At 65.9% G+C, this 26975-nt stretch carries 24 protein-coding genes; 8 read left to right on the top strand and 16 right to left on the bottom strand.

All coding sequences use genetic code 11. From position 1 onward, the window contains the following. Window position 1: 1 nt before the first annotated feature. Window positions 2-850, bottom strand: a complete 849-nt coding sequence (locus tag K420_RS0109655) for a type 2 periplasmic-binding domain-containing protein (protein WP_027457877.1) — start codon at window positions 848-850, stop codon at window positions 2-4. Further along, window positions 840-1268, bottom strand: coding sequence for a cytochrome c-550 PedF (gene pedF / locus K420_RS0109650; protein WP_027457876.1), 429 nt, complete (start codon window positions 1266-1268; stop codon window positions 840-842). Before pedF ends, K420_RS0109655 begins: the two co-directional genes overlap by 11 nt. A gap of 262 nt (window positions 1269-1530) precedes the next feature. On the opposite strand from pedF, the gene K420_RS0109645 reads away from it, so the two are divergent. Then, window positions 1531-3525 (top strand): sigma-54-dependent Fis family transcriptional regulator, encoded by a 1995-nt coding sequence (locus K420_RS0109645; protein WP_027457875.1) that lies wholly within the window; start codon window positions 1531-1533, stop codon window positions 3523-3525. Window positions 3526-3605: 80 nt separating this feature from the next. Here K420_RS0109645 and K420_RS0109640 read toward each other — a convergent pair whose 3' ends face one another. The 8 genes from K420_RS0109640 to K420_RS0109605 all read right to left on the bottom strand — a co-directional run bounded on the left by K420_RS0109640 (window position 3606) and on the right by K420_RS0109605 (window position 10810). Next, entirely contained in the window at window positions 3606-3986 is a 381-nt protein-coding gene (locus K420_RS0109640; RefSeq protein ID WP_027457874.1) for a SirB2 family protein, read from the bottom strand. A 7-nt stretch (window positions 3987-3993) separates the two neighbouring features. Next, window positions 3994-5307: a hypothetical protein gene (locus tag K420_RS18605; protein ID WP_035854676.1), complete on the bottom strand. Its 1314-nt coding sequence runs from the start codon at window positions 5305-5307 to the stop codon at window positions 3994-3996. Window positions 5308-5326: 19 nt separating this feature from the next. Beyond that, the gene (locus K420_RS0109630; RefSeq protein ID WP_027457873.1) at window positions 5327-5554 is read right to left on the bottom strand and encodes a DUF2249 domain-containing protein; all 228 of its coding nucleotides are present in this window, start codon (window positions 5552-5554) and stop codon (window positions 5327-5329) included. Next, complete coding sequence (locus K420_RS0109625) at window positions 5551-5997, bottom strand: hemerythrin domain-containing protein (RefSeq protein ID WP_027457872.1); 447 nt, start codon at window positions 5995-5997, stop codon at window positions 5551-5553. The genes K420_RS0109630 and K420_RS0109625 overlap by 4 nt, the downstream gene beginning before the upstream one ends. A 132-nt stretch (window positions 5998-6129) precedes the next feature. Further along, complete coding sequence (locus tag K420_RS0109620) at window positions 6130-6870, bottom strand: oxygen-binding di-iron domain-containing protein (protein WP_027457871.1); 741 nt, start codon at window positions 6868-6870, stop codon at window positions 6130-6132. Window positions 6871-6909: 39 nt separating this feature from the next. Continuing rightward, window positions 6910-7533, bottom strand: coding sequence for a methyl-accepting chemotaxis protein (locus K420_RS0109615; RefSeq protein ID WP_027457870.1), 624 nt, complete (start codon window positions 7531-7533; stop codon window positions 6910-6912). Window positions 7534-7613: 80 nt separating this feature from the next. Continuing rightward, window positions 7614-9362 (bottom strand): PHA/PHB synthase family protein, encoded by a 1749-nt coding sequence (locus K420_RS0109610; RefSeq protein ID WP_084019612.1) that lies wholly within the window; start codon window positions 9360-9362, stop codon window positions 7614-7616. Window positions 9363-9397: 35 nt separating this feature from the next. Then, on the bottom strand, window positions 9398-10810 hold the full coding sequence (locus tag K420_RS0109605) for an MBL fold metallo-hydrolase RNA specificity domain-containing protein (RefSeq protein ID WP_027457868.1): 1413 nt from the start codon (window positions 10808-10810) through the stop codon (window positions 9398-9400). An 84-nt stretch (window positions 10811-10894) separates the two neighbouring features. Here K420_RS0109605 and K420_RS0109600 point away from each other — a divergent pair, with 84 nt between their 5' ends. After that, window positions 10895-11338 (top strand): universal stress protein, encoded by a 444-nt coding sequence (locus K420_RS0109600; protein ID WP_027457867.1) that lies wholly within the window; start codon window positions 10895-10897, stop codon window positions 11336-11338. A 40-nt stretch (window positions 11339-11378) separates the two neighbouring features. On the opposite strand, the gene K420_RS0109595 is transcribed toward K420_RS0109600, so the two are convergent. The 4 genes from K420_RS0109595 to K420_RS0109580 all read right to left on the bottom strand — a co-directional run bounded on the left by K420_RS0109595 (window position 11379) and on the right by K420_RS0109580 (window position 17061). Next, window positions 11379-12089 (bottom strand): hypothetical protein, encoded by a 711-nt coding sequence (locus K420_RS0109595; protein WP_157275056.1) that lies wholly within the window; start codon window positions 12087-12089, stop codon window positions 11379-11381. A gap of 99 nt (window positions 12090-12188) precedes the next feature. Continuing rightward, window positions 12189-13322, bottom strand: coding sequence for an ABC transporter permease (locus tag K420_RS0109590; RefSeq protein ID WP_027457865.1), 1134 nt, complete (start codon window positions 13320-13322; stop codon window positions 12189-12191). 1 nt (window position 13323) lies between these two features. Further along, window positions 13324-16059 carry a ribosome-associated ATPase/putative transporter RbbA gene (rbbA, locus tag K420_RS0109585; protein ID WP_027457864.1) on the bottom strand — a complete coding sequence of 912 codons (2736 nt, stop codon included), beginning with the start codon at window positions 16057-16059 and terminating at the stop codon, window positions 13324-13326. 15 nt (window positions 16060-16074) lie between these two features. Continuing rightward, the gene (locus K420_RS0109580; RefSeq protein ID WP_027457863.1) at window positions 16075-17061 is read right to left on the bottom strand and encodes an HlyD family secretion protein; all 987 of its coding nucleotides are present in this window, start codon (window positions 17059-17061) and stop codon (window positions 16075-16077) included. 178 nt (window positions 17062-17239) lie between these two features. Between K420_RS0109580 and K420_RS18600 the strand changes: the two genes are divergently transcribed. From K420_RS18600 to K420_RS18585, 6 genes are read left to right on the top strand one after another with little or no spacing between them, the layout of a single operon-like run. Then, window positions 17240-18316, top strand: coding sequence for an efflux RND transporter periplasmic adaptor subunit (locus K420_RS18600; RefSeq protein ID WP_051453048.1), 1077 nt, complete (start codon window positions 17240-17242; stop codon window positions 18314-18316). Then, window positions 18316-21405, top strand: a complete 3090-nt coding sequence (locus K420_RS0109570) for an efflux RND transporter permease subunit (protein ID WP_027457862.1) — start codon at window positions 18316-18318, stop codon at window positions 21403-21405. Before K420_RS18600 ends, K420_RS0109570 begins: the two co-directional genes overlap by 1 nt. Continuing rightward, the gene (locus tag K420_RS18595) at window positions 21398-21700 is read left to right on the top strand and encodes a DUF3240 family protein (RefSeq protein ID WP_051453047.1); all 303 of its coding nucleotides are present in this window, start codon (window positions 21398-21400) and stop codon (window positions 21698-21700) included. The genes K420_RS0109570 and K420_RS18595 overlap by 8 nt, the downstream gene beginning before the upstream one ends. After that, window positions 21697-22986: a TolC family protein gene (locus K420_RS18590; protein ID WP_051453046.1), complete on the top strand. Its 1290-nt coding sequence runs from the start codon at window positions 21697-21699 to the stop codon at window positions 22984-22986. Before K420_RS18595 ends, K420_RS18590 begins: the two co-directional genes overlap by 4 nt. Before the next feature lie 50 nt (window positions 22987-23036). Beyond that, window positions 23037-23693: a response regulator gene (locus K420_RS0109555; protein WP_027457861.1), complete on the top strand. Its 657-nt coding sequence runs from the start codon at window positions 23037-23039 to the stop codon at window positions 23691-23693. Continuing rightward, window positions 23690-25090 (top strand): ATP-binding protein, encoded by a 1401-nt coding sequence (locus tag K420_RS18585; RefSeq protein WP_051453045.1) that lies wholly within the window; start codon window positions 23690-23692, stop codon window positions 25088-25090. The genes K420_RS0109555 and K420_RS18585 overlap by 4 nt, the downstream gene beginning before the upstream one ends. On the opposite strand, the gene K420_RS0109545 is transcribed toward K420_RS18585, so the two are convergent. Both K420_RS0109545 and K420_RS0109540 read right to left on the bottom strand, forming a co-directional pair. Then, window positions 25023-25502 (bottom strand): hydrogenase maturation protease, encoded by a 480-nt coding sequence (locus K420_RS0109545; protein ID WP_027457860.1) that lies wholly within the window; start codon window positions 25500-25502, stop codon window positions 25023-25025. The two genes, K420_RS18585 and K420_RS0109545, sit on opposite strands and share 68 nt — an antisense overlap. Next, window positions 25502-26965, bottom strand: a complete 1464-nt coding sequence (locus tag K420_RS0109540) for a Ni/Fe hydrogenase subunit alpha (protein ID WP_027457859.1) — start codon at window positions 26963-26965, stop codon at window positions 25502-25504. The genes K420_RS0109545 and K420_RS0109540 overlap by 1 nt, the downstream gene beginning before the upstream one ends. Window positions 26966-26975: the final 10 nt, after the last annotated feature.

Genomic DNA, 26975 nt, shown 5'->3' with positions numbered 1-26975 from the left:
CTCAGGCCGGTTGATGGGAAATACCGTAACGCTTGAAAATGGCGGCGATGGTGCCGTCCTTCTTCAGTTCGCCCAGGGCGGCAGCCAGCGCGTTGGCCAGTTCCATCTCCTCGGCCTTGACCGCCATGCCAAGAGGCCAGCCATCGACCTTGAGCTCGGGCAACTGCGGCGTCTCGATCACTGCCCGGGTATCCCCCTGCAAGGCGGCCTCCAGTTCGGCACGCTGGGCCATCACGGCAGCCACCTTGCCGTCGTTCATCGCCTTCGTCGCCTCAGAAACCGTCTTGAAATGCACGACGTTCTCACGCAAGCGGCCATTGAGTACGGAAAGCAGGAAGGAATCGGCCAGCGAAGCGGTCTCGACGCCAATCTTCTCGCGGGTGAACACTTCCAGGGCCACGGCGGCGGAGCCGGTGGGTGCCTTCGGCACCCGCTCCGGAAGGCGGGCCAGGGCGATGCTCTCACGGTGGTAGGGGCCGAAGATGCGAACCTTGTCGTTGGCCTTGGCCAGGTATTCGTCGACCGGTACGTGCATCATCACGTCCGACGGCTGGGCGCCCAGGTAATGGCCTTTCCAGACCATGTTGCGCAGATCGTCGTTCATGTCCTCATCGGCGTTGTAGCCGACGATTTCGGCCGTCACACCCAGTTTGGCGGCAATGGCGCGGGCGATGTCGGCATCGATCCCCTTGCCGCCGGCCAGTGAATAGGGCGGAAAATCGTTGTAGACGGCGACCCGCAGGCGACCACGCTGGTGAATGGTTTCCAGGGCATTGGCCGAGGCCGGCAGGGCGGTGGCGAGTGGCAGGCTGACGAGGGCCTTGAGCCAGAGGCGGCGATCATTCTTCATGGACGGTTTCCAGCCAGGCACGGATCGCCCACATCGCCTCCTGGGGCAGGATGCCCTCGAAGGGCGGCATGTAGACACGGCCATCGCGCACCGCACCCTTGCGGATGCGCTGCAGGAAGACTTCGTCGCCCTCGTCGCCGAGCGGCAGGTAGCGCAGGTCCGGGGCGATACCGCCGGAAACGCCGCCCAGGCCGTGGCAGCGGGCACAGTTCTGGTTGTAGGCCGAATCGCCGATGCGGATCGCCGTGGCATTCTTGCGATACGGATTGGCCGGCAGGAAATCCGCGCCGAGTTGCTTCAGGCCGGTGGTATCGACCGCCTGCGGCACGACGTCACCGTGCGCAAAGACCTGGGGAGCGGCGATACCGATGGCGAGGGCGGCGACGAGGGCGCCGAGGGTACGGGTTGCGTGTTTCACAATGTCTCCTTGTTTAGGTTCGGGTTACTGCCTTTGTGGGGAGGCTTCTGCAATCCCTGTGCCAGCACACCGTCCGCCGCGTCAAAATCACGATCTGGCGCCGCCCATGAAGAAATTGAACGAAAATGAAAAGTCTGCGGAACACCTGGCACACCGTTTGCTCAAACAAAGGTCGCACTGCTCGCTGCATTGCTGATAAAAAGTGCAGGTGTTACGTTTTGCAACAACACAACAAAAATAATCTGGGACACCCGGAGGAGAGATGGGACAAATGCAATTAGTTGCCGAAGTACACGGCGAACGCCTGCAACAGGCGCGTCAGCTCTTTTTCGACCGCGGCCTGGTGCCCGAGGGCCTGGTCGATCCGCTGATCATTCGCTCCTGGGAACGCTGCCGGCGCTTCGGCCTGGGCGACACCGGACTGACCCCGGTCCTGTCGCCGATGGATCGCGTCGCGCTGAAGACCGAGCAGGAACGCAACCTCTGCCTGCTCATCCAGGGCCGGCCGATCATGGAACATGTTTTCGAGCAAATCCGCGACTCGGGCAGCATGGTCATCCTGGCCGACGCCAATGGCCTGCTGCTCGAGACAGTGGGCGATGCCGACTTCGTCAGCCGGGCCGACCGCGTCGCCCTGTCGGCCGGCGCCTCGTGGGACGAGAACGTTGTCGGCACCAACGCCGTCGGCACCGCCCTGCTCGAAGAGACCCCGGTTTCGGTACTGGGCAGCGAGCATTTCCTGGAACATAACGGCTTCCTGACCTGCTGCGCCAGCCCCATCTTCGGGCCGGATGGCCGGCTGATCGGCGTCCTCGACATTTCCGGCGACTACCGCAGCCACCAGCGCCACACCCTCGGCCTGGTGCGCCTGTCGTCGGCCATCGTCGAAAAGCGCCTGTTCGAAGCCGTGCATGCCCGCGACATCCTGGTCTGCTTCCACCCCCGGGCCGATTACCTGGGCAGCCCGAAGGAAGGCCTGGCCGCCGTGACGCCGGACGGCCAGGTGCTGGCGATCAACCGCAACGGCACCGAGATCCTCGGCATCCGCCAGGTCGACGCGGTGCGCCGTGATTTCTCGATGGTCTTCGAAAGCAACCTGTCGGCCCTCGTCGACCGCTTGCGCCACAACCCGCAAGGCAGTTGCGAAATCCACGTCAACGGCAAGGCGATCCACCTTCAGTTGCGCGGCCAGTTGCCGCCGCTGGCGGTTGCCGGCCGTGTTTTCGATGAGATACCGGCTGCCCGCCCGGCCGCCCGCCGCCCGGAAAGCGCCGGCACCCCGAAACTGACGCTCGACACGCTGAACACGGGCGACGGCCGCCTGCAGGCCGCCATCGACCGCGCCCGCCGCATGCTCGGCCGCGACATCCCGATCCTGATCCAGGGCGAATCCGGCGCCGGCAAGGAAATGTTCGCCAAGGCCTTCCACAATAGCGGCCCGCGCCGCGACTCGGCCTTCGTCGCCCTGAACTGTGCCTCGATTCCGGAAACCCTGATCGAATCCGAACTGTTCGGCTACCAGGGCGGCGCCTTCACCGGAGCCCGCAAGGAAGGCGCCCCCGGCAAGATCCAGCAGGCGCACGGCGGCACCCTGTTCCTCGACGAAATCGGCGACATGCCGCTCAACCTGCAGGCCCGGCTGCTGCGCGTGCTGCAGGAACGCTGCGTCACGCCGCTCGGCAGCACCCGCGCCATCCAGGTCGACATTTCGCTGGTCTGCGCCACCCACCGCAAGCTGCGCGAGGAAGTCGCCCGCGGCACCTTCCGCGAAGACCTTTATTACCGCCTGAACGGCATGAGCGTCACCCTGCCCGCCCTGCGCGAACGAACCGATATCCGTACCCTGGTCAGCAAGCTGGCTGCCGCGGAAACCGCCTCACGCGGCAACCCGGTCCGCTTCTCGGAGGGTGCCCTGCAGGCCATGGAACACTATGCCTGGCCGGGCAACATCCGCCAGCTGTTCAACGTCATCCGCGTCGCCATCGCCCTGCTCGACGACGCGGAAACACTGATCACCGAAACCCACTTGCCGGAGGAGCTGTTCGAGGCCCCCTTGGGCGGCGCCGGCAGCACCGCCAGCGCACCAGCCTTCGACCCCTGGGCCGCTGCCCCGCTTGAAGGGGCCAGCAGCCTCGACGCAATCAGCCGGCAAGCCGCCCTGCGCGCCCTCGAAGCGGCGGGGGGCAACATCTCCTCAGCCGCCCGCCAGCTCGGCATCAGCCGCAATACGCTGTATCGCAAGCTGGGACGGATGTAGGAGCGAAAAACCTGAGCGCGGAAGGAGGGCCAGCGCGTTTTGCCGTTGCCGTTCCTCCGCACCGGGGTGAAAAATCCGCCTTACAGCAGAATCAGCGGGTTACGCGTCAAGGCGACGCTGACGATGTAGGCGTAGGCGAGCAGCGCCAGCATGAAGTAACGCCGGCGGATTTCCCGCGTCCGCCCCCGGCGCAGGGCCATGGCGCCGAGCCCGATGTAGGCGAGCAGGCCGAACAGCTTGGCGGTCAGCCAGCCGAAGACGAAGGGATATTGCCCGCTCATCCAGGCCATGATCAGCGCGCTGCCGAGCAAGGTGGTATCAATGAAATGCGGCCAGATCCGGGTCAGGCGATGCTGACGCATCGCCGATTCGGTCAGCATCCACCAGCCGCGCAGGCAGAAACCCAGGCCGCTGAGCACGACGCAGGTGATGTGCAGGTGCTTGAGGGCAAGGTAGCTCATCGTCGCCTCAGCGCTTCTTGATCGCCAGTTTCAGGGTCATGTCCAGCCAGGCCTGCCGATAACGCCCGACCGCCCGGTAGAGCACCCAAGCCAGGCCGCCGTTGGCGACGGCAAAGGCCAGGCCGGCCAGGCGGCCCAGCCAGTCGGGCAGCAGCACGGCGGCCAGGAGCAGGACGAAGGCGACGCCGTACGCCTGCATCTGGCGATTGATCTCGACATCCGGCAGCAGCTTGGGCATGGGCGGCGCCATGACCCTGGTCGCCCCGTAGTTCTGCAGGTGCATCCAGGCCAGGAAAGGCACGATCTTGTAGAGCATGCCGATGATGAAGGGCAGGAAACCGCCCACAACGATCAGGATGCCGAAGGCAATCGTCCACCCGGGCAACTCGCTGGCCGCCGGCCAGAGCGCCGCGATGGCCAGCATGAGCAGGGCGGCAATGCTGGACGAGAGGCCCAGTTGCCAGTAGCGGTAGGTGGTATCGGCCTTGGCCCGGCGGCGCTGGGCCTGCAGACGCAGGGTCAGCCCGGCAAAGGCAAGGCCGGCAATCGCAGCCAGCAGTTGGCTGAGCCGTACCAGCCAGGCCTGTTCGAAGACCACGCCGCAACTCCAGCCGAGCAGCGCAACGAGCACGGCAAGCGGAAACCACCAGCTGGGCCGGACCGGATAAGCCGGCGTCAGCTGGAACATCGGCACCACGACATAGGCCATCGCGGCGAGCAGGATGCCGGCCCAGCCGCCCAGACCCCAGCCGGCATGCAGGTCGGCCAGTAGCGGCAAGGGCAGGGCCCAGCCTTCGGCCAGGGCCAGCGCCATGAGCAGCCCGAGGGCGACGACGAAGGCCAGGCCGAGCAGCGCGAACTTGAGACCGCGGATGGTCGGGCTGGTCGACGGCACGCCGCGCAGGGCGAACAGCATGGCGACCAGGAACAGGCTGGCCGTTCCGCCGAGCAGCAGCCCCCCGCCTTCCAGCGCCCAGGGCTGCCCGAACCAGAAGCCGACGACCAGCAACAGGCCGCCGCCGCTCAGGCCAACATGCACGGCCCGGGCCAAGGCCAGCGGCCGGGGCAGGTCGGCCCCGGCGACAACGGGCAGGATCTGGATCAGGGCACCCAGCATGACCTGCAGCATGAAGCCGACGGTGAGCAGATGGGTGGCCGCCAGCGCCCCGGGCGTCCAGCGCGAGGCGAAGAGGGCCGGTCCCTCGATCATGACCAGCAGGCCGGCCAGGACGGCGAACAGCGGCGCCGTCAGGAAAAACCGCAGGGGGGCCGCGAAGGGCGGCGCATTTTCGAAGGACAGCACGGCTTTCGACGAGTTCACGCGCCCGGGGCTCTCCGCCTCAGCGGGTAATCAGGATCTCGAACGTACCGTCGGGCAGCAGTTCGGTTTCGTAGCTGTGGCCGTTCTGGCGCAACACCCGGTACAGTGGGTGCGGTTCGCGGAAGAGCAGGAGCAGCATCTTCTCGCCGTCCTTCAGGGTGTCGAGCATTTCCATGGTCGCCTCGAAGGGGCCGGGTGGCTCCATGTAGCGGGCATCGACGACATGCGGAGTCTTGGGGTGGCTCATTCGGCACCAATTTCCGTTTCCAGGCGTTCGAGAACGGCCGGCAGCTCGGCTTCCAGATGCTGGTCGCACATCGGGTAGAGAATGTTCTCCTCCTTCATGTTGTGCTGCTGCATCATGATCAGCAGGGTCTCGGCCTGGCCCATGTACTCCTCGGCATCTCCGGCCATGATCGCGGCCTGCGCCTGGTCGAGCAGGTCGCGCATCTGCTGGTGCTCCATGCGCATGACCTGGGTCGGCCCCATGGTCATGCCGGTCTTCGCCTCGAAGGTCGGGAACAGGGTTTTTTCCTCGCAATCGAAGTGGGCCAGCACGGCAGTGCGGAAATGGCCGAAGGCAGCCTGCGCCGCCGCGATGTTCTTCTGGCCGATCGCCTGCTCGGCCTCGGCGAAGAAGTCGTCGCAGCGACGGTGATCGTCGGTCATGAAAGTTCGGATGGTTGTCATGGTTTTCTCACTTGCGGACAGTGGGGGCATTTTCGGTGCTGCAACCATGACCGCACCTTGACCACTGTCAAAATCACCGATCTGCTGCAACAAAAACCATTCTCTCAACACGGTTTTGCCGGGCAAACCGGGTCAACCGTTGACCACACCCACCTGCAAGCCGTCGAACCAGTTGATGAAGCGCTGGACGTCCGCCCCTTGGTAGATGGCGCCGTGTTGTGGGCAGAGCATGTCGATCTCCATTTGCGCGACACGCTCGCACCAGCGGCGCTTGGCTTCGTTGGAGCCCATCCAGCGGCGATGGAATCCCTCGGCATGGCGGATGTGCCTGTCGAAGTTCTCGACGAACAGCCCATCCTCGCCCGGCGGCAGCAATGCCGCGCCAATGTCGCCGGAAAACAGCACCTTGGCGGTCTTGTCGTAGAGATTGAAATTACCCGACGAGTGCAGGTAATGCGCCGGCACCGCCTGCAGCGGCAGGCCGTTCAGCGAGATGTCGGCACCCTCGTCGGGCAGGCTGACGAAGGTATCGGCATTGCCGCCGAAATGCGGGATGAAGCTGCTCCACAGCCAGCTGACGTAACAGCGCATGCCGGGGTTGAACTCCAGCCACAGCGCAAGCGACGAGCAGATGTCCGGGTCCTGGTGCGAGGCGAAGATACCGGCCAGCGCGGAGGGATCGAACTCCGACGAAAGGGCCGAGAAGACGGCCGGGAAGACCTCGGCGCCGCCCGGATCGAGCAGCAGCCCCTGGCCGCCATGCGCCACCAGATACTCATTGGTATCGATTAGGTAATTCGGTTTTTCCGGATCGCGCACGATGGCGATCCATTTGTGGTCACCATCCTGAAAGATCGTCTTGGTCGTTTTCACACATCTGCTCCCGAAGGTAGGTAGTCCTGCAAGCCGCCCCTAGCGGCCGGCAAAAAAGGCCGAATGGCGCAGCGATTCGAGCGAGGCGCGGATTTCCTCGACGATGCCGTCGAATTCGCTGGACACCTGGCTGAGCGGCACGGCGAAGGACTGCCCGTAGGCCGCCTCGATCTTGGCCGACTTGGCCAGCACGCCCCCCAGTTCGACCATCCGGAAGGCATCTTCCAGCGCCCGCTTGAGCTGCTTGCGCTGGCTGGCCAGGCTGGCGGCATGGCGCTCGTTCTCGCGCTCCCGCCGCGCCAGCACTTCGGCCATCCGGGTACCGTTCGTCATTTCGGCGGCATGACGCAGCAGGCGGGTATGGCGGATGTCCTGCAGCATCAGCGATACGTCGTTCACGCAACCATGCACCAGGCTGGTCAGCGACGACATGCAGTCGCGCAGATCCTGAGAGAAGACGCGCAATTCGTTGGACAGCACGCCGAAGCCGCGCGCCGCGACGCCGGCCCGCTTGGCCAGGAAAATGGCGTTCAGGGCCATGATGTTGATCTTGAAGGCGACATTGACCACCGACTTGATCTCTTCATTGATGCGCACGATGCGCAGCAGATCGACCCCGGCTTGCGGCGCCTTGGCTGCGGTCGTAGACAGGGCTGTCGTCATGGTTGTCTCGCCTTCGTTGGTATCAACCGGCAATGTAACAACTCAGGCTGCCGAGAACCAGCCCGCCGCCCCGTCCCGCTTCACTTTTCGAGCACGTAGGTACCCGGTGCATCGCCCAGGGCGGGGAACTTGCGATTGGCCGCCGGGTAAGGCTCGACCCACTCGCCGGTCCGCTCGCCCAGCCAGGCCACCCAGTCCTCCCACCACGAGCCGTCGCGCTTCTCGGCCCGCTCGAACCAGTGCTCCCAATGCTCGTTGCGCACCGGCTCGCCGATCCAGTAGGCCCGCTTGGGCGGTTTGACCGGCGGATTGACGATGCCCAGGATGTGGCCTGAGGTGGACAACACGAAACGCACGGGCGCCTCGACGTTGATCACCTTGCGGATGCGATAGCACTGCTTCCACGGGGCGATGTGGTCGTCCTCGGCCGTCACCACGTAAAGCGGCTGGACGATCTCGTCGAGGTCGATGGCCTCGCCGGCGATGGTCAGCTTGTCGCGCTTGATCAGGTTGTTGTTGAGGTAGAACTCGCGCAGGTAGTAGGCATGCATGGCGCGCGGCATGCGCGTCGCATCCATGTTCCAGAACAGCACGTCGAAGGGGGGCAGCGGTTCGCCGAGCAGGTAGCTGCGTTCCCAGTAATGCCAGATCAGCGGGTTGGAGCGCAGCATGCGGAAGGACGAGGCCATCTCGTTGCCGTCGAGGTAGCCCTTCTTGGCCATCGATTCCTCCAGCGCACCGACGCAGGCTTCGTCGATGAAGACATCGATGTCGCCGGGATGGGCGAAATCGGTCAGCGTGGTGAACAGCGTCCAGTGCGCTACCGGCACCTTGTCGTGGCCATAGCGTCGGTTGGCCCAGGCCAGGTAGGTGCTGACCAGCGTGCCGCCGATGCAGTAGCCGACCAGATGCACCTTGGGCTGCTTGCAGAATTCGCTGGCGACGCGCACCGCCTCGCTGACGCCCTCCAGCAGGTAATCGTCGAAGCGCACCTCGGCCATCTCGGCATCGGGGTTCTTCCAGCTGGTGATGAAGACCGAGAAACCCTGGTCGGTCAGGTACTTGACCAGGCTCTTCTTGGCATTCAGGTCGAGGATGTAGAACTTGTTGATCCACGGCGTGACGATGACGATGGGCATCGCCCGCACCTGGTCGGTGGTCGGCTCGTAGTGGATCAGCTCAAGCATCCGGTTGCGGAAAACCACCTTGCCCGGCGTCGTCGCCAGATTCTGGCCGACGGTGAAGGCCTCCGGATCGACCATCAGGATGTTCTTCGCTTTGAGGTCGCGCTGGAAATACTCCCAGCCCTGCTTCAGGCTCTCGCCGTTGGTTTCGACGAAACGCCGCATGGCGACCGGGTTGAGCCAGAAGAAATTGGTCGGCGCCACCATGTTCAGCCAGTTGCGCAACCAGAAGGCGGAGCGCCGACGTTCCTTCTCGGACAGCCCCGGTGTCTCGAAGAACATGTCTTCCAGGCGGTGCGTGAAGGCGAGATACCACTCCTTGACGATGTCCCAGGAGGGCGATTCGGTCCACACCGGGTCGGCAAAACGGGCATCGTCGGCATTCGGCTGGATGACATCGGCCGATTGCAGGCCAAGCGCCCGCCGCATGATGTGCGACTGTAGCGCGAACAGGTCGCCGGACAAGGCGTTCGCCGCCCGGGCCAGTTCCTGCGGATGCATCAGCCACGCCATCTGGGCGGCGAGCATCGAGGTTGTCACGCCATACGGGTCGATGGCTTTGCTCACCGCGTTACCGAGTGTCTCGAGTGGACTCTCGCTGCGGATGTCGACCCCGTTGTGCTTGCCGTTGGAATTGCCGGACATGTCGGTACCCTCTAATGACCAGATAGTCAGTTATCTTACAGCGTGATGCGCTCGCCGGGGCGTGGCAGATGCACCTCCGGCCAGCCCAGTTGCTCACCGATGGCTGCGGCGAAATTCGCCGAGGCGCCCGCTTCGCCATGCACGACGAAGGTTCGCCCGGGTGCCTGGTGGAAGCCGCGCAGCCAATCGAGCAGCGCCTTCTGGTCGGCATGGGCGGAGAGGCCGCCGACCGTGCAGATGCGCGCCCGGACCGGCACCGTCTGACCGAAGATGGTGACCAGCCGCGCGCCATCGACCAGCCGCCGACCGAGCGTGCCGGCCGCCTGGAAGCCGGCGATCAGCACGGTGCATTCGCTGCGCGGCAGGTTCTCGCGCAAGTGGTACTTGATGCGGCCGGCCTCGCACATACCGCTCGCCGACAGGATCACCGCACCGCTGCGGATCTGGTTGAGCGCCTTGGAGCGCTCGACATCGGCCACAAACTCGATGCTCATCTTGTCCGGATGCTTTTTTTGCCAGGCGATCAGGTCGCGGGTTTCCGGGTCGATCAGGTTGGGGTGGGCCAGCGTGATGCGCGTTGCCGCGTTGGCCATCGGCGAATCGACATAGACCTTGAGCGGCGACAGTCGCTTGCGGCGGACCAGGCTGGCTAGCATGTAGAGGATTTCCTGCGTCCGGCCGACGGCAAAGGCCGGGATGATCAGGTTGCCGCCGGCGGCCCGGGTGCGGTCGAAGGCAGCGACGATCTCATCCTCGGTATCGGCCAACGAACGGTGCTGGCGGTCGCCGTAGGTCGATTCGACGAGCAAGACGTCGGCTTCCGGCAGAGGTCCCTCCGGATCGTAGAGCACCGCCCGGTCGGACATGCCAAGGTCGCCGGAAAAAACCAGCCGGCGCGGCCGGCCCTCGCCCTTGACGGTGACTTCCAGCCAGGCCGAGCCGAGGATGTGTCCGGCATCGTGATAGCGGACGCTGATCGCTTCGGCCGGGTGGAAGGTCTCACCGTAGCTCACCGGCTTGAAGAGCTTGAGGGAGGCCAGCGCCTGGGCGACGGTGTACAGCGGCGGTGCGATGCCGCGCTCGTCCTTGCCGCGCCGGTGGCGGTGGCGCAGTTGCCACTCGGCTTCCTTTTCCTGGATATGACCGCTGTCGGGCAGCAGCACTTCGAGCAGGTCGATACTCGCCTGCGTCGTGTAGATCGGTCCGCGATAGCCGAGCATGGCGAGACGCGGCAGCAGGCCGGAATGGTCGATGTGGGCATGGGTCAGCAGCACGAAATCGATCTGCCGCACGTCGAAGCCGAAATTGAGCGCCCGCTGGTTCTTCTGGCGCGCTTCGGGGCCGCCCTGGAACATGCCGCAATCGACCAGAAAACGGACATCGCCCGTTTCAACCAAGGTACAGGAACCGGTGACTTCACCGGCCGCCCCAAGAAAGGCAAGACGCATGTTTGTATTCCTCCTGACTTGGTTGTAGCATGAACCTCAAGAAGGCGGAATGCAACGCCAGCAGGTCATTTCAGGAGGTTATGCATGTTCAAGCACATCTTCGTTCCGACCGACGGATCGGAACTTTCCCGGGCCACCGTGCAACGCGCCGTGTCCTTCGCTAAGGAATCCGGCGCCCGCGTCACCGCATTCTTCGCCAAGCCGGAATACCCGATCGCCTATTTCGGCGAAGGCGCCCTGATCGACCCGACCACGCCGGAGAAGTTCGCCGAACTGGCCGACCAGCAGGCCACCGAATACCTCGGCGAAGTGCAAAAGCTGTGTGCCGAAGCCGGCGTCGAATGCGCCACCGTCTCGGCGACCAGCGACGTCCCTTACGAAGCGATCATCGAAGCGGCTGAAAAATCAGGCTGCGACCTGATCTTCATGGCCTCGCATGGCCGTCGCGGCATCAGCGGTTTCCTGCTCGGCAGCGAGACCAACAAGGTGCTGACGCACTCCAAGATCCCGGTTCTCGTCTATCGCTGAAACCGGCGGCCGGCGCCTCCCCGGCGCCGGCATCCCGCACCTACCGGGCGGAACAGTTGCTCTGGCCCGGCAGGATGCGGCACAGCACCTTGCCGCTTGCCGTATCGACAAAATCGATCTCGTCGAGATGGCCGACGAGGTAGCGTTTCTTCAGTGTGAAATCGACCGGCCGACCATGGGTGGCCTTCCAGAACGTGGTGCTTTCGCTGATCAGCGGCTCGACCAGATGAGCGACGGCGCGCATGCCGACATGCCCGGCCACGCCTGACGGCAGGCTGGCCGAGAAGCCGGCATCGTCGTCGGGAGTCCGGGCATAGAAGTCATACAGATTTTCGAAGGCCAGGAAATAGTCGTAGCGCCAGTTGACCTTCATCTGCTGCGGCGTGCCGATTTTGTCTTCATGCACGTATTCACCGCGCTCCACCGTCACCGATTGCAACGGCAGGAACTTGAAACGGTAGTAATCCTCGACCGCCGGATCGGCCAGCGGCTGCCAGCTCCAGCCTTCGGCCAGCTGGTTGAAGGCCATGCGGTAGAGCACCTTGAGCTGTTCGCCATCCACCTCGGCATCGAGCCCGCCCACGGAGAGATCGACATCGACCTCGAAGCGCTGACCGGCCCGGGCATGCAGGCTTTCGCCCGGCAGGGCGGCGAGCTGGGTATATTGCCGCTCTGCCATGTCGGCAGCCTGGGCGGGACCAAAAAAGGCGGCGACCGCAGTCGCCGTGAATACACATCTGAGGAAAAACATGTCGACTTGGAACAATCCCTGTGGATGAACAAGTCCGACGAATGATCCGCTCATCGACCGGTGCCGCCCATGATACATATCAACATTTGCTGATATCGATCACAGTTGTGTCTGCGTCACCGCCTTGCGGAAACGGACCAGCGCAATGGTGAAGAAGGCAGCGCCGACGCCGGTCATCGCCAGCAGGTCGCGCCAGACCACCTCCAGCCCGGCGCCGCGATAGAGGATACCCTGCGCTAGCCGGACGAAATAGGTGGTCGGCGTCGCCGCCATGATGTGGCGGATCGCCTCCGGCATGCTCTCCTGCGGCGTCACCCCACCCGACAGCAGCTGCAGCGGCACGATGACGATGATGATGAGCAAGCCGAGTTGCGGCATCGAGCGGGCGATGGTGCCGAGAAAGATGCCGATGGACGCCGCCGAGAACAGGTAGCAGGCGGCCGCCGCGAGGAAGAGCGGCACCGAACCGGCGATCGGCACCTGCAACACGCGCTGGACCATGACGAGCAGCGCAAAGGCGACGCCAAGCAAGACGGCCAGGCCGTTGGCCCAGATCTTGGCCATCATGATCTCGAAGGGGGTCAGCGGCATGACCAGCAGGTGCTCGATGGTGCCGTGCTCACGCTCGCGGATGAAGGCGGCGCCGACCAGGATGATGGTCAGCATGGTGACGTTGTTGATCGCCTCCATGACCCCGCCGAACCACAGGCCGGTCAGGTTGGGGTTGAAGCGTGCCCGCGTCGTCAGGCGGATCGGCGAAGTGGCCGCATCGCGTCGCCCGGTCAGGTATTCGCTGACCTCGCCGCTGACGATCTGGCTGATGTAGTTGGCGCCGATGAACGCCTGGCTGATCAGCGTGGCGTCGATATTGAGCTGCATTTCAGGTTGCCGGCCGGCGCTCAGGTCACGCTGGAAATGCGGCGGGATGACCAGCACGAAGGCGTAGCGGTTGCTGTTCATTGCCGCATCGACCTGATCGAGCCGGATCAGCTCGGGCGGCTTGAAATACGGCGGATAGAGCGCCCCGGCCAGGCGACTGGAGAGCGGCGAGGCATCCTCATCGACAATGGCCACCGGCGCGTTGTGCAACTCCTGCGAGACGCCGGTCGCCGCCTCGTAGATGGCGCCCGAAAAGGCCCAGACGATCAGGCCGAGCAGCACCTTGTCGGCAGCCAGGCTGCGCAGTTCCTTGAGGCCGAGGCGGAAGATGTTGGTCCAGGAGAAGCGTTCCATCTCATTTCTCCTGTTTCTTCAGCAGTGCCACGCTGGCCAGCGTCAGCACCGGGATGAAGGCAGCGAGCGCGAGTAGCGACGGCCACAGCTCGGCAAAACCCAGCCCCTTGGTGAAGGCGCCGCGGCAGATCAGGATGAAGTAGGTGGCCGGGTAGAACTGGCCGACCCAGTAACCCGCCCCCTGCAGCGACTCGACCGGCGTGGTCAGGCCGGAGAACTGGATGGTCGGCAGCATGGTGACGATGGCCGTGCCAAACAGCGCGGCGATCTGCGTCTTGGTGAAGGTGGACATCAGCAGGCCGAGGCCGGTGGTCGCCGTGACATAGAGCAAGGCGCCCAACGTCATGGCCAGGAAACTGCCTTTCACCGGCACGCCGAAAACCAGCACGGCCTCCAGCATCATCAGGAAATAGCTGACCATGCACACGGCGATGTACGGCAACTGCTTGCCGACCAGGAATTCGAGCCGGGTGACCGGCGTCACGTAGAGATTGGTGATCGAGCCGAGTTCCTTTTCGCGCACGACGCCCAGCGCCATCAGGATGGCCGGGATGAGCAGCATGAGCAGCGGAATGACCGCCGGCACCATGGCATAGACGCTCTTGAAATCCTGGTTGTAGCGGTAGCGCGACACGATGCTGAAGGGCTGCGCCGCCGGCTGCCCGGCCTGCTCGCGCAACAGGCGCTGCACGTACTCGCGGTGCATGCCTTCGATGTAGCCGCGCATCGTCTCGCCGCGATAGGGCATGGCGCCGTCGACCAGCACGCCGATTTCCGGTGCCCGACCCCGCCGCAGATCGCGCCCGTAATCGGCCGGAATCTCGATGGCCAGGGATACCTCGCCGCTCTTCATGCGCCGGTCGAGATCGGCCTCGTCGAGCAAGGGCGGCCGCTGCACGAAGTAGCGTGAACCGGCGATGTTGGCGATGTAGTCCCGGCTTTCCGGAGTCTGGTCGCGATCCAGGACGGCAAAGCGCAGGTTCTCGACATCGAAGGACATGCCGAAACCGAGCACGAACGTCATGATGACCGAGCCGAGCAGCGCGAAGCCGAGGCGGATCATGTCGCGGCGCAACTCGAGTGCCTCGCGGTAGGCATAGCCGAGCAGGCGGCGCAGGCTGAAGGCGCTGCCAATACCGCGCCGCTCCCTGCCTGCAGCTGCCACGGTATTTGCCGCTTTGGCCTCGCCCTCCGTCGCCTCCCTCGCCCCCGAAGCTTCTTCCAGATAGCCGATGAAGGCTGCTTCCAGCGTCTTTTCGCCGCGTGCCGCGCACAGGGCCGCCGGCGTGTCGCTGGCCAGCACCTTGCCGGCATGCATCAGCGAAATGCGGTCGCAGCGCTCGGCCTCGTTCATGAAATGGGTCGAGATGAAGATGGTGACGCCGTGCTGGCGGGACAACTCGACCAGCAGTTCCCAGAATTCATCACGCGCCACCGGGTCGACGCCGGACGTCGGCTCGTCGAGGATGAGCAGTTTCGGTTCATGCACCACGGCGACGGCCAGCGACAGGCGCTGACGGATGCCGAGCGGCAGGTCGGCAGCGGCCTGGTCGGCGTATTCGTCCAACCCGAAACGCTGCATCAGCTCGGCGATGCGCGGGCCCCGCCGGGCATCCGGCAGGTGGAACAGGCGGGCGTGCAGGTCGAGGTTGGCCGCCACGGTCAGCTCGCCGTAGAGCGAGAAGGCTTGCGACATGTAGCCGACCTGCTTGCGCGTTTCCAGATCCCTGGCATCGACCGCCTTGCCGAACAGCCTGGCCTCGCCGGAAGTCGGCGGCAGCAGGCCGGTCAGCATCTTCATGGTCGTCGTCTTGCCGCAGCCGTTCGAGCCGAGGAAGCCGAAGATCTCGCCTTCGTCGATCTGGAAACTGACGCCGTCGACGGCGACGAAATCGCCGAAGCGCTGGGTCAGCCCCTCCGCTTCGATGGCGTAGCCCGGGCTGCGATCGACCCAGGGCGGGATAACCAGTTCCTGATGCGCCCGCCGCTTGTCTTCCGGCAGCAACTGGATGAAGGCGCCATCCAGCGTCGCCTGGCCGGTCTGCGCCCGCAATTCAGCGGGCGTGCCGGTGCCGATCACCTTGCCGTCGTCCATCGCGACCAGCCAGTCGAAGCGGTCGGCCTCCTCCATGTAGGCGGTGGCGACCAGCACGCTCATGCCGGGCCGGCGGGTGCGGATGCGGTCGATCAGTTCCCAGAACTGGCGGCGGGAGAGCGGATCGACGCCGGTCGTCGGCTCGTCGAGGATGAGCAGGTCGGGATCGTGGATCAGCGCACAGCACAGGCCGAGCTTTTGCTTCATGCCGCCCGACAGCTTGGCGGCCGGCCGGTCGCGGAAAGGCGCCAGACCGGTGCTGGCAAGCAGTTCGTCGATACGCTGCGCCCGCTCGGCGCGATTTTGACCGAACAGGCGGCCGAAAAAATCGACGTTTTCGAATACCGACAGCGTCGGGTACAGGTTCTTGCCCAGGCCCTGCGGCATGTAGGCAATGCGCGGCTGCACCGACGCCCGGAAATGGCGTTGGCCGATATCGCCGCCGAGCACCTCGATGCGGCCGGACTGGATTTGCCGTGCGCCGGAAACCAGGGCCAGCAGCGAGGATTTACCGACACCGTCCGGCCCGATCAGGCCGACCATACCGCCGGCCGGCAGGCTCAGGTCGATGCCATCGAGCGCCGCAACGGCCCCGTAGCGCAGGCTGACGCCTTCCAGGCGGGCGACCGGCGGGCGGTCCATGGCTGCGATCTCCGCTTATTTCCCGTTGGCGGGCAGGCTGGCCGGCCAGGCGGCGCCCGGATCGAGGCGGACGTAGGCGATGCCCGGCATGCCGCCCTTGGCCAGGTCGCGGTGCGCCGACAGCCAGTCCGGGTCGGCCCGAACCTTGACGCGGAACATCAGCTTTTCGCGCTCGGTGCGCGTTTCCACCTCGCGCGGCGTGAATTGCGCCTTGGCCGCGACAAAACTGACCTTGGCCGGAATCGCCTGGCCGGGCAGGGCATCGAGCACGATGCGCGCCTCGGCGCCCACCGCCACCTGGCCGGCCTTTTCGGTCGGCAGGTAGAGGGTCATGTACATGTCGGTCAGGTCGACCAGGGTCAGCGCCTTGCCACCCGCCGCCAACACCTCGCCCGGCTCGGCCAGGCGGTAGAGGACGCGGCCGGCGATCGGCGACTTCAGGCTGGTGTCGTTGAGCGTCGCCCGCAGACTGTCGGCGCGTGCCTGCGCCGTCGCCACCGCCGCCTCGGCCTCGGCGACGCGACTGCTCGCCTGCGCCATGCCGGCCATGGCACCTTCCATGCCGGTCTGGTCGCTATCCAGCTTGTTGCGGGAAATGAAACCGCGGCCAACCAGTTCCTCGGAACGCTTCAATGTCTTGCCAGCCAGCGCGGCGTCGGCCTTCGACTTGCGCACGCCGGCCCGTGTTTCATCGACGGCCTTCTGCGCCTGCACGACCTGCGCCTCGGCGGCTCTCAGCTGGGCGCGCAGGTCATCGGCATCAAGCCGTCCGACCACCGAACCAGCCTCAACCCAATCACCCTCGCGCGGCCCAAGTTCGACCAGGCGCCCGGCGATCTTGGTCGCGACATCGACCTCCGTCGCCTCGAAACGACCGTTGCCGGACGCGAAACCCACTGGCAAGCCAGCCGGACGGTGCTGGTAGAGGTAATAGCTCCCCCCGGCGAGCAACGCCAGGAAAAGACCCGAGAGAAAAATGCCACGGAGTCGCTTGCGTTCCATACTTCACCCGATTGGTTACTGACCATTCGGTCATTAGTCGGTTCGATTATAGGCCAAGTAGCGAAGCTACATCATGCCTCAGATCAAGGCTGGATGGCCAAATTGCCCGTTTTTCCGGGCTTAAGCTTGCGCTAAGACTGGTAGCGCATAATCCGCGGATGTCATTCCTGGAGGCATCATGGCCATCCGTCCTGCCCTTCTCGTCTGCCTTATGCTTGCCGTCGGTGCACCGCTGCAAGCGGCTGAAACCATCCGGCTGAGCGCTGCCCAGCAAAAGACCCTGCAGGTCGTCAGCCAGACGGCCGGGGAGAGCGGCGGCGCTGCGGTGAGCGCGCTGCCTGCTCTGGTGGTGGTGCCCAATGCTCAGATGCGGGTCATCGCCGCGCCGGTCGGCGGCCTGATCGACAGGCTGGCTGTGGCGCCGGGCAGCCAGGTCCGGAAAGGCCAGGTCGTGGCGCAATTGGCCAGTCCGCAAGGGCTCGAACTGCAACGCGATGCGCTGCAGGCGAGCAGCCAGGCCGGCCTGTTGCAGCAAAGCCTGAAGCGCGATGAACAACTGTTTGCCGAGGGCCTGATTCCCGAGAGCCGTGTCCAGGCGACACGGGCCGCTGCGGCGCAGGCCGCTGCTCAGGCCAACGAGCGTCGCCAGGGCCTGGCCCTGGCCGGCCTCGCCCCTAGCAAGCTGGCTGGCTCGCTGGCCCTGGTGTCGCCGATCGATGGCGTGGTGCTCGAACAAAGTGCCCAGCTCGGCCAGCGTATCGAGGCCTCAGCGCCGATCTACCGCATCGCCAAACTGTCGCCGCTCTGGCTGGAGGTGCAGGCGCCCTTGAACCTGGCCAGCGGCCTGCACGAGGGCGCACCGCTGAAGGTGGTGGGCACCGACGTCGTCGGCAAGCTGCTGGCCATCGGCAAGGCGGTCGATGCGGCCAGCCAGACCGTGCTGTTGCGGGCCGAGGTCGGCAAGGGCAGCGAGCAGCTGATTCCCGGCCAGGCCGTTGCCGTCGAACTGGCGGGTGCCGGCAGCGCCGGCCTCCGGCTGCCGGCCGGCGCGGTGATCAGCCACGAGGGGCAAAGCTGGGTTTTTGTGCAGAGCACGGGCAATGAGCAGGAAGTGCAATTCGTTCCCCGCCCGGTCCGCCTGCTCGGCCAGGGTGGCGACAGCGTGCAGGTGGATGGCGTCAAGCCGGGTGAGAAGGTGGCGGTCAAGGGCGTTTCCGGCCTGAAAGCCATCTTTACCGGTGTCGGGAAAGAATAATGCTCACCGCCCTGATCCGCTTCTCGCTCGCCCAGCGGCTTTTGCTGGCGGTACTCACCGCGCTGCTCGTCGGGGCCGGGGTGCAGGCTTTCCTTGGCTTGCCGATCGATGCCTTCCCGGACGTTTCGAGCACGCAGGTCAAGATCATCCTGAAAGCGCCGGGCATGACGCCGGAGGAAGTCGAAACCCGCATCGCCGTGCCGGTCGAGCAGGAAATGCTCGGCATCCCGCATCAGAAGCTGATGCGCTCGGTGTCGAAATATGCGCTGACCGACATCACCATCGATTTCGAGGATGGCACCGACATCTACTGGGCGCGCCAGCAGATCGGCGAGCGCCTGGCTTCGGCCATGGGCAACCTGCCGCCCGGCGTGACCGGCGGCATGGCCCCGATCACCACGCCGCTCGGCGAGATGTTCATGTTCACCATCGAGGGCGACCTGTCGCTGGCCGACAAGCGCGCCCTGCTCGACTGGGTGATCCGCCCCCAGCTGCGCACCATTCCGGGCGTTGCCGACGTCAACAGCCTGGGCGGCGAGGCGAAGACCTTCGAGGTGGTGCCCGAACCGCAACTCCTGGCGGCGCGCGGGCTGGCACTGAAGGATTTGCAGGCGGTGCTCGAAGCCAACAACCGCAACGACGGCGCCGGCCGCCTGCGCGATGGCGAGGAAGCGTTGCTGGTCCGCGCCGAGGGCGCCATCCGGACGCTCGATGATGTCCGCGCCATCGTGCTGCAGGCCCGGGACGGCAAGGTGGTCCGCGTCGGCGACGTGGCGACGGTGCGCTTCGGCGCCCTGACCCGCTATGGGGCCGTGACCCAGAGCGGCCAGGGCGAGGCGGTGCAGGGCCTGGTACTCGGCCTGCGCGGCGCCAATGCGCAGGCCGTGGTCGAAGGCGTCAAGGCGCGGCTGGCCGAGATGGCGCCGACCCTGCCGGACGGTGTCAGCATCCAGCCTTTCTACGACCGCTCCAATCTCGTCGAGCGCGCTGTCGGCACCGTGTCCAAGGCACTGCTCGAAGCCATCGTGCTGGTCGTGCTCCTGCTCCTCGCCTTCCTCGGCAACCTGCGCGCTGCGCTGGTCGTCGCGTTGATGCTGCCGCTCTCGGCGCTCGCCACCTTCATCCTGATGCGGGCCTTCGGGCTGTCGGCCAACCTGATGAGCCTGGGCGGCCTGGCCATCGCCATCGGCATGCTAGTCGATGCCGCCGTCGTCGTCGTCGAGAACGTCGAGAGCCAGCTGGCCGGCGGCGAACAGGCGGCGCCGGGCAACCTGCCCACCCTGCACCTCGTTTTCCGGGCGACGCGCGAGGTCGCCGCGCCGGTTGCCTCGGGCATCGTCATCATCATCCTCGTCTTCCTGCCGCTCCTCACCTTGCAGGGGCTGGAGGGCAAGATGTTCGGACCGGTGGCGTTGACCATCGTCTTCGCGCTGGCCTCGTCGCTGCTGTTGTCGCTGACCGTCGTACCCGTCCTCGCCTCGTGGCTGATCAAGCGGGGCGTCCATAGCAACCCGTGGCTGGTCAGGAAACTGGCCGCCTTGTATGACCGCGTGCTGGCCACCGCCCTGGCGCACGGCCGGCCGTTCGTGATCGGTTCGCTCGTCGCCCTGCTCGCCGCGGCCGGCGCTTTCGGCCTGCTCGGCAAGAGTTTCATGCCGACCATGGATGAAGGCAACCTGATCATGCAGCTCGAAAAGCTGCCCTCCATCGGCCTGGAGCAGACCATCGCCATCGACAGCGCCGTGCAGCAAGCCATCCTCGCCCAGGTGCCGGAAGTGAAGGCCATCGTCGCCCGCGCCGGGGCGGACGAACTGGGCCTCGACCCGATGGGCCTCAACCAGACCGACACTTTCATGGTCCTGCAGCCGCGCGCCACCTGGCGTCAGCCGGACCCGGCCTGGCTGGCCGACCAGCTGCGGGCGGTGATGGCGGATTTTCCCGGCATCGGCTACTCCTTCACGCAACCGATCGAGATGCGCGTCTCGGAGATGCTGACCGGCGTGCGCGGCGACCTGGCGATCAAGGTTTTCGGCCCCGACCTGGCGACGCTGAACCGGCTGGCCAAGGAAATCAAAACGGTCGTCGGCAAGGTAGCCGGCGCCGAAGACACCTTCACGCTGAAGAACGACGGCGTGCAGTACCTGACGATTACCGTCGACCGCCTGGCCGCCGGCCGCTTCGGGCTGAACGTGGATGACGTGCAGAATGACCTGAAGGCGCTGCTCGAAGGGCGTAACGTCGGCACCGTGATCAAGCAAGGCCGGCGCGTCCCGGTCGTGCTGCGCGGTCCGGAAACCTTGCGCGCCTCGCCGGCCGATTTCACCGCACTGCGCCTGTCCTTGCCCGATGGCCACAGCGTGCCACTGGCCAGCGTCGCCCGTATCGAGCGCGTCGACGGGCCGGTCAAGGTAGACCGCGAGAACGCCCAGCGCTACGTCGTCATCCAGTCCAACGTGCGCGACCGCGACCTGGTCGGTTTCGTCGAGGATGCCAAGGCTGCCGTCGCCCGCGACGTCAAGCTGCCGCAGGGCTACCGTCTGGCCTGGGGCGGCCAGTTTGAAAACCAGCAGCGCGCTGCGGCACGCTTGATGATCGTCGTGCCGATTGCGCTGGCGCTGATCTTCTTCCTGCTTTTTTCCACTTTCCGTTCGGTACGCCAGGCGCTGCTGGTCCTGACCAACATCCCCTTTGCGATGATCGGTGGTGTCTTTGGCCTGCTTGTCTCCGGCGAATACCTGTCCGTCCCGGCCTCGGTCGGCTTCATCGCCCTGCTCGGCATCGCCGTGCTCAACGGCGTGGTGATGGTCAGCTATTTCAACCAACTGCTGGCGCGCGGCATGCCGCTGGCCGACGCGGTGGTCGAAGGCGCCCGGCGCCGCTTGCGGCCGGTACTGATGACGGCCAGCATCGCCGCCTTCGGCCTGGTTCCCATGCTCTTCGCCAGTGGGCCGGGCTCGGAAGTGCAGCGCCCGTTGGCCATCGTCGTCATTGGCGGACTGCTCAGTTCGACGGCACTGACGCTCGTACTGCTGCCCATCCTCTTCCGCCGCTTCGGCGTCGTTCTTCGACAGGAGAAAGCCCTTGGCTGACGTACTGCTCACCCTGATCATGCCCGAGGACATCGTCCAGCATGTCACCGACCTCCTGCTCACCCGCCCCGACCTGGTCCCCGGCTTTACCGTCAGCGCCGCCGAAGGCCACGGCAGCGCCGTGGCGCTGATCGCGGATGCCGAGCTGGTCGAAGGCAACGCGCCGCGCGCCGTGATCCGCACCGTCGGCCCGGAGGCTGCCAAGCGCGAAATCATCGCCTTGCTTCGCCAGGAGCTGCCGGGGGCCAACATTTTCTTTTGGCTGGTTCCGGTCATCGAGGCAGGACATCTATGAAGCCGGAAATCGATTGCCCACATCGGGGCTGGCGACGCCTCCACCAGGCTACCCACACCGCCCTCCTGTTCTGCGGCACCCTGGCGCTGTCGGCCATGGCCGGCGAAGCCTTCCCCAATCTGCCACCGGCCGCCGAGGTCGCCCGGATTCTGGCCGACGCGCCGGCCCTGCGTGCCGCCATCGCCAGCCGCGAGGCCGAGGAAGCCAACCGCACCCGGCTCGAAGCCGGCACCTACGAATGGAACGTCCGGGCCGGTGGCCAGCAGCGACGCGCCTACCCGAGCGGCCAGCCGAACGAGCGCTATACGGAATGGTCCGCCGCACTCGAACGGCCGCTCCGCCTGCCGGGCAAGGCCGGGGTCGATGCCGAGATCGGCGCCGCCGGCGTCGCGCTGGCCGACACTGCGGTCGGCGATGCGCGCCACGAACTGAGCCGCCTGCTGCTCAAATCCTGGTTCGACTGGCTGCGCGAAAGCGCGGCCCGCAGCCAATGGCAGGCCCAGGTCGCGCTGCTCGACCGCCAGACCCAGGCCGTGCGCCGTCGTCAGCAGCTCGGTGATGCCTCACGTCTCGAAGCCATCCAGGCCGAGGCGGCGCTCGCCCAGGCCCAGGCCCAACTGGCCCAGGCCGGCAGCCGCGAGCAATCGGCCGCCGCCACGCTGCGCCAGCGCTTCCCGGGGCTGACGCTCGACGCGCCCGGCCGACTGGCCGAACCACCGGCACTGGAGGGGAATGCCGCACTCTGGATCGACGCGGTGCTGGCCCACAGCCATGAACTCGGCCTGGCCGAGAAGGAGCGCCAACGAGCCGGCCTGCAGGCGGACCGGGCCCGCCGCGACCGCCTGCCCGACCCGACGGTTGGCATCGCCTGGTCACGGGAACGAGCCGGCGAGGAAAACATCGTCGGCGCCTACATCAGCATTCCGCTGCCCGGCAGCGCCCGCTCGGCCGCCGCCGATGCCGCCGGCGCCCAGCACAACGCGGCGCAATTCCGCGAAGCCGCCACCCGCCAGCGAATCGCCGGCGAGGCTGCCGCCCTGTTCCAGGCCGCCCAGGCCGCCCTGCCTGCCTGGCAAGCCGCCCGCAGCGCCGCGGCCCGCCTCGGCGAAAGTGCCGACCTGGCTGCCCGCGCCTATCAACTGGGCGAAGGCAGCCTGCCGGAACTGCTGGCTGCCCGCCGGCTGGCCAACGATGCCGAACTGGCTGCCCGCACCCAGCAACTCGATACCCTCGAACTACGCTACCGGCTGCTGCTCGACACGCATCGGCTGTGGGATATGGATTGACGTGCCAGCCCGGACACTCCCCACCGGGGGGCGCTGATAAAATCCAGCCCATGCGCATCCTGCTCGTTGAAGACGACCCCCTGCTTGGCGATGGCCTGACCATTGGCCTGCGCCAATCCGGCTTCACCGTCGACTGGCTGCAGGATGGCAAGGCAGCCGACCAGGCGCTGCAAACCGAACATGTCGACCTGCTGGTGCTCGACCTCGGCCTGCCCGGTCTGGGCGGCATGGAGGTGCTGCGTCGGGCCCGCAGCCGGGGCAGCGCCCTGCCCATCCTCGTGCTGACCGCCCGCGACGCCACGGGCGACAAGATTGCCGGGCTCGATGCCGGCGCCGACGATTACCTGGTCAAACCCATCGACCTCGACGAGTTGAGCGCCCGTATCCGCGCCCTCCTCCGCCGCAGCGCCGGCCGCTCGGCGCCGGTACTGACGGTCGGCCCTGTGACGCTCGACCCGGCGGCCCACCGCGTCACGCTGAACGGCCAGGCGGTCGAACTGGCCGGCCGCGAATTCGCACTGCTCCAGCTGCTGCTCGAAAACGCCGGCCGCGTGCTGACCCGCAGCCAGCTCGAACAGTCCCTCTACGGCTGGCAGGACGAACCGGAGAGCAATGCGCTCGAAGTGCACATCCACCACCTGCGCAAGAAGCTGGGCAGCGACCTGATCCGCACCCTGCGCGGCGTTGGCTACAGCATTCCCAAATGAGCACCGCCTGGTTCTCGCTCAAGCGCCGGCTGCTCATGCTGCTGCTCGGCGGTGTCGCGGCAGCCTGGCTGGGCACCTTCGTCTTCAGCTATTTCGATGCCCACCACGAAGTCGACGAACTGTTCGATGCCCAGATGGCCCAAGCTGCACAAACCCTGCTCGCGCTCGCCAACCACGACGCCGAAGAGCAGATCGAGAATCTCGGCGACGCGGCCCACAAGTACCAGCGCCGCCTGCGTTGCCAGCTGTGGCATGCCGAAGGCCGTCTGTTGATGCGCTCGCAGAACGCTCCGGAAACCCCGCTCACCACCGTCGACGGCTTTTCCGAAACCGACGACGCCACAACGGGCCACTGGCGCCACTACAGCCAATGGAACACCGAGCGCACCGTCCAGGTCCAGGTCAGCGAGGACCATCGCGTCCGCGACGAATTGATCGGCCAGATCGCCCGGCGCCTGATCCTGCCCGCCCTCCCCGGCCTGCCGCTGATCGGCCTGTGGGTCTGGCTGGCCACCCGGCGCGGACTGTCCTCGCTCGATGACATCGCCAACGACATCGCCCGGCGCGACCCGCAACAACTCCAGCCGCTCAACCCGGCCAGCGCCCCGGCTGAAATCCGCCCGCTGCTCGAAGCCCTCAACGGCCTGCTGCACCGGGTCGATCAGACCCTGGAGAACGAACGCCGCTTCACGGCCGATGCCGCCCACGAACTGCGCACGCCGCTCGCCGCCCTGCAGGCCCAGCTACAAGTCGCCCTGCGCGCCCGCGACGACGCGGAGCGCCAGCAATCACTGAACAATCTTCAGCAAGGCCTGCACCGGGCCGCCCGCCTGGTCGACCAGATGCTGCTGCTTGCCCGCCTCGACCCGGAGTCCGGCCTGCCCGACGCCCAAGCCGTCTCGCTGCCGGCTCTGGCCGAAGCCGCCTGCGCCACGCAGGGTAGCGACATCCTGGCCCGGAACATCGATTTCGACCTGCAGTCCGCCCCCGGCTGCGTGATCACCGGCCAGGCCGAGTGGCTGCAAGTGCTGATCCGCAACCTGCTCGACAACGCCCTGCGCTACACCCCGCCGGGCGGCCGCATCAGCCTCGTCATCGAACCCGTCGGCCAGCACATCCGGCTGAGCATCAACGACAACGGCCCCGGTATCCCGGCTGAAGAACGCGGCAACGTGCTCCGCCGCTTTCACCGGCTGGAAAGCACCACCCAGCCCGGCAGCGGCCTCGGGCTGGCGATCGCCGCCCGGATCGCCGAACTGCATGGCGCAACCTTGAGCCTGAACGACAGCCCCTTCGGACAGGGCTTGAGCGTGGTGGTCGACTTTGCCGCTAGACCGGCCAGTCAGCCGACTTCGGCGCCTGCAACAGCCCGGTCAGCCGGGCCAGTGCTGCGCTGACCCGTTCCGCCGCCGGCGGGCTCAAGCCCTCGCCCAATTCAAAGCACTCACCGCGTACGCAGAGCACGAAGCTCGGCGGCGGCTCGGCCCCTTCCGTCTGGCGATAGACCTGGAGCACGGCTGACGGCGGCAGGGCGTGGGAGGAGTGAGAAGGAATGGCTGCCGGTTGAATGCGCGTCAAGATGAAGGGTGCTGGCGTGTTTGCGCCGGCATCGATGAAGATGGCTCGCTCGCGGCCGACCAGGTCGAGGGCATGCTCGATGTTGAGCTGAAAATCCTCGACCAGCTCGACCCGTTCCGTCAGACGCTGCTCGGCCAGCCAGGCGGCGAGCCGTTCGCAGAGCACCGGCCCGATGGCATCGTCGCCACGGCTCGGGTTGCCCACGGCGAAGACGACGATGGGCGCCGGCATTACGCGCGGCTCAGGCTATGCACCAGCTGGCCTTCGGCATCGACCAGTTCCACCGCCAGCGGCATCTTGCCCAGCGCATGGGTGGCGCAGGACAGGCAGGGGTCGAAGGCGCGGATGGCGACTTCGATGTGGTTGAGCAGCCCCTCGGTGATTTCACGGCCATTCAGGTAGCGGCGGGCCACATGGCGGACAGCTTCGTTCATCGCCTGGTTGTTGTTGGTCGTCGACACGATCAGGTTGGCCATCGTGACGATGTCGTTCTCGTCCACCTGGTAATGGTGGAAAAGCGTACCGCGCGGCGCCTCGATGACGCCGACGCCTTCCATCTGGCGCTCGCCCTGCACCATCAGGTCGTTCGACAACAGATCATCGTCGTGCAACAACTCCTTGATCACTTCGGCGGCATGCAGCATTTCGATCATCCGCGTCCAGTGGTAGGCGAGCGGGGCATGTAGCGGCGAGCCGCCGGCGTAGTCGATGAATTCCTTGCGCTCGTGCTCGGCGAAGGGGGTCGAAATCTGGTCGCAGTTCTGCACGCGGGCCAGCGGGCCGACCTTGTACCAGCCGTGCTCCTTGCCGATGGATCGGATGTACGGGAACTTCATGTAGCTCCACGACCGTACCTCCTCCTCGATGACCTGGTTGTAGTTCTGGTAATCGAGGTGGTCGAAGATCAGCTTGCCGTTGTCGTCGCGGGCGCGCAGCGTGCCGTGGTAGAAGTCGAGATCGCCGTTGTGGCCGACCAGCGACATGAAGTTCGAGCGGAAGATGCCGAAACTGTTGTACAGCCCGGGGTCCTGGGTGTGCACCTTCTGGATCAGATGCACCGCATCGCGCGACCATTGCACGATGTGGTAGATGTCCTTGAGCAGTTCGTCCCGCTCGGCGACGGTCAGCGCCTTGTTCACGCCGCCCGGCACGGCGCCGGTGCCATGCACCCGCTTGCCGGCCGTGACGCGGATCACCTCCTGGCCGAATTTGCGCAGCAGCACGCCGCGCTTGGCGGTTTCCGGGTGCGCCATGACCACGCCGACGATGTTGCGCTGGGTCACGTCGCTGTCGAAACCGAACAGCAGATCCGGCGAGCAGAGATGGAAGAAGTGCAGCGCGTGCGACTGCAGCATCTGGCCGTAGTGCATCAGGCGGCGGAGCTTCTCGGCGGCCGGGGTCAGCTTCCGGGCGCCGACGATGATGTCGAGCGCCTTGGAGGCAGCCAGATGATGCGACACCGGGCAGATGCCGCACAGGCGCTGGACCATGACCGGCACTTCCCAGTACGGCCGGCCCTGGATGAACTTCTCGAAGCCGCGGAATTCGACGATGTGCAGGCGAACCTGATGCACCTTGTTCTGCTCGTCGAGCAGGATGGTCACCTTGCCATGGCCTTCGACACGCGATACCGGATCGATGGCGACGCGGCGCAGGGTTTCGGGGTGTTGGGCTGTTTCAAGCTGGTAGGTCATTGCGCCACCT

It is taken from the genome of Dechloromonas agitata is5 (genome assembly GCF_000519045.1).
Classification (GTDB): domain Bacteria; phylum Pseudomonadota; class Gammaproteobacteria; order Burkholderiales; family Rhodocyclaceae; genus Azonexus; species Azonexus agitatus.
This window is presented reverse-complemented; position numbering and strand designations above follow the sequence as displayed.

Bases quoted from the DNA above. Each gene is read 5' to 3' on its own strand.
- K420_RS0109655 (WP_027457877.1), bottom strand. From the start codon at position 850: ATGAAGAATGATCGCCGCCTCTGGCTCAAGGCCCTCGTCAGCCTGCCA.
- K420_RS0109645 (WP_027457875.1), top strand. From the start codon at position 1,531: ATGGGACAAATGCAATTAGTTGCCGAAGTACACGGCGAACGCCTGCAA.
- K420_RS0109640 (WP_027457874.1), bottom strand. From the start codon at position 3,986: ATGAGCTACCTTGCCCTCAAGCACCTGCACATCACCTGCGTCGTGCTC.
- K420_RS0109630 (WP_027457873.1), bottom strand. From the start codon at position 5,554: ATGAGCCACCCCAAGACTCCGCATGTCGTCGATGCCCGCTACATGGAG.
- K420_RS0109625 (WP_027457872.1), bottom strand. From the start codon at position 5,997: ATGACAACCATCCGAACTTTCATGACCGACGATCACCGTCGCTGCGAC.
- K420_RS0109615 (WP_027457870.1), bottom strand. From the start codon at position 7,533: ATGACGACAGCCCTGTCTACGACCGCAGCCAAGGCGCCGCAAGCCGGG.
- K420_RS0109610 (WP_084019612.1), bottom strand. From the start codon at position 9,362: ATGTCCGGCAATTCCAACGGCAAGCACAACGGGGTCGACATCCGCAGC.
- K420_RS0109605 (WP_027457868.1), bottom strand. From the start codon at position 10,810: ATGCGTCTTGCCTTTCTTGGGGCGGCCGGTGAAGTCACCGGTTCCTGT.
- K420_RS0109600 (WP_027457867.1), top strand. From the start codon at position 10,895: ATGTTCAAGCACATCTTCGTTCCGACCGACGGATCGGAACTTTCCCGG.
- K420_RS0109595 (WP_157275056.1), bottom strand. From the start codon at position 12,089: ATGTTTTTCCTCAGATGTGTATTCACGGCGACTGCGGTCGCCGCCTTT.
- K420_RS0109590 (WP_027457865.1), bottom strand. From the start codon at position 13,322: ATGGAACGCTTCTCCTGGACCAACATCTTCCGCCTCGGCCTCAAGGAA.
- rbbA (WP_027457864.1), bottom strand. From the start codon at position 16,059: ATGGACCGCCCGCCGGTCGCCCGCCTGGAAGGCGTCAGCCTGCGCTAC.
- K420_RS0109580 (WP_027457863.1), bottom strand. From the start codon at position 17,061: ATGGAACGCAAGCGACTCCGTGGCATTTTTCTCTCGGGTCTTTTCCTG.
- K420_RS18600 (WP_051453048.1), top strand. From the start codon at position 17,240: ATGGCCATCCGTCCTGCCCTTCTCGTCTGCCTTATGCTTGCCGTCGGT.
- K420_RS0109570 (WP_027457862.1), top strand. From the start codon at position 18,316: ATGCTCACCGCCCTGATCCGCTTCTCGCTCGCCCAGCGGCTTTTGCTG.
- K420_RS18590 (WP_051453046.1), top strand. From the start codon at position 21,697: ATGAAGCCGGAAATCGATTGCCCACATCGGGGCTGGCGACGCCTCCAC.
- K420_RS0109555 (WP_027457861.1), top strand. From the start codon at position 23,037: ATGCGCATCCTGCTCGTTGAAGACGACCCCCTGCTTGGCGATGGCCTG.
- K420_RS18585 (WP_051453045.1), top strand. From the start codon at position 23,690: ATGAGCACCGCCTGGTTCTCGCTCAAGCGCCGGCTGCTCATGCTGCTG.
- K420_RS0109545 (WP_027457860.1), bottom strand. From the start codon at position 25,502: ATGCCGGCGCCCATCGTCGTCTTCGCCGTGGGCAACCCGAGCCGTGGC.
- K420_RS0109540 (WP_027457859.1), bottom strand. From the start codon at position 26,965: ATGACCTACCAGCTTGAAACAGCCCAACACCCCGAAACCCTGCGCCGC.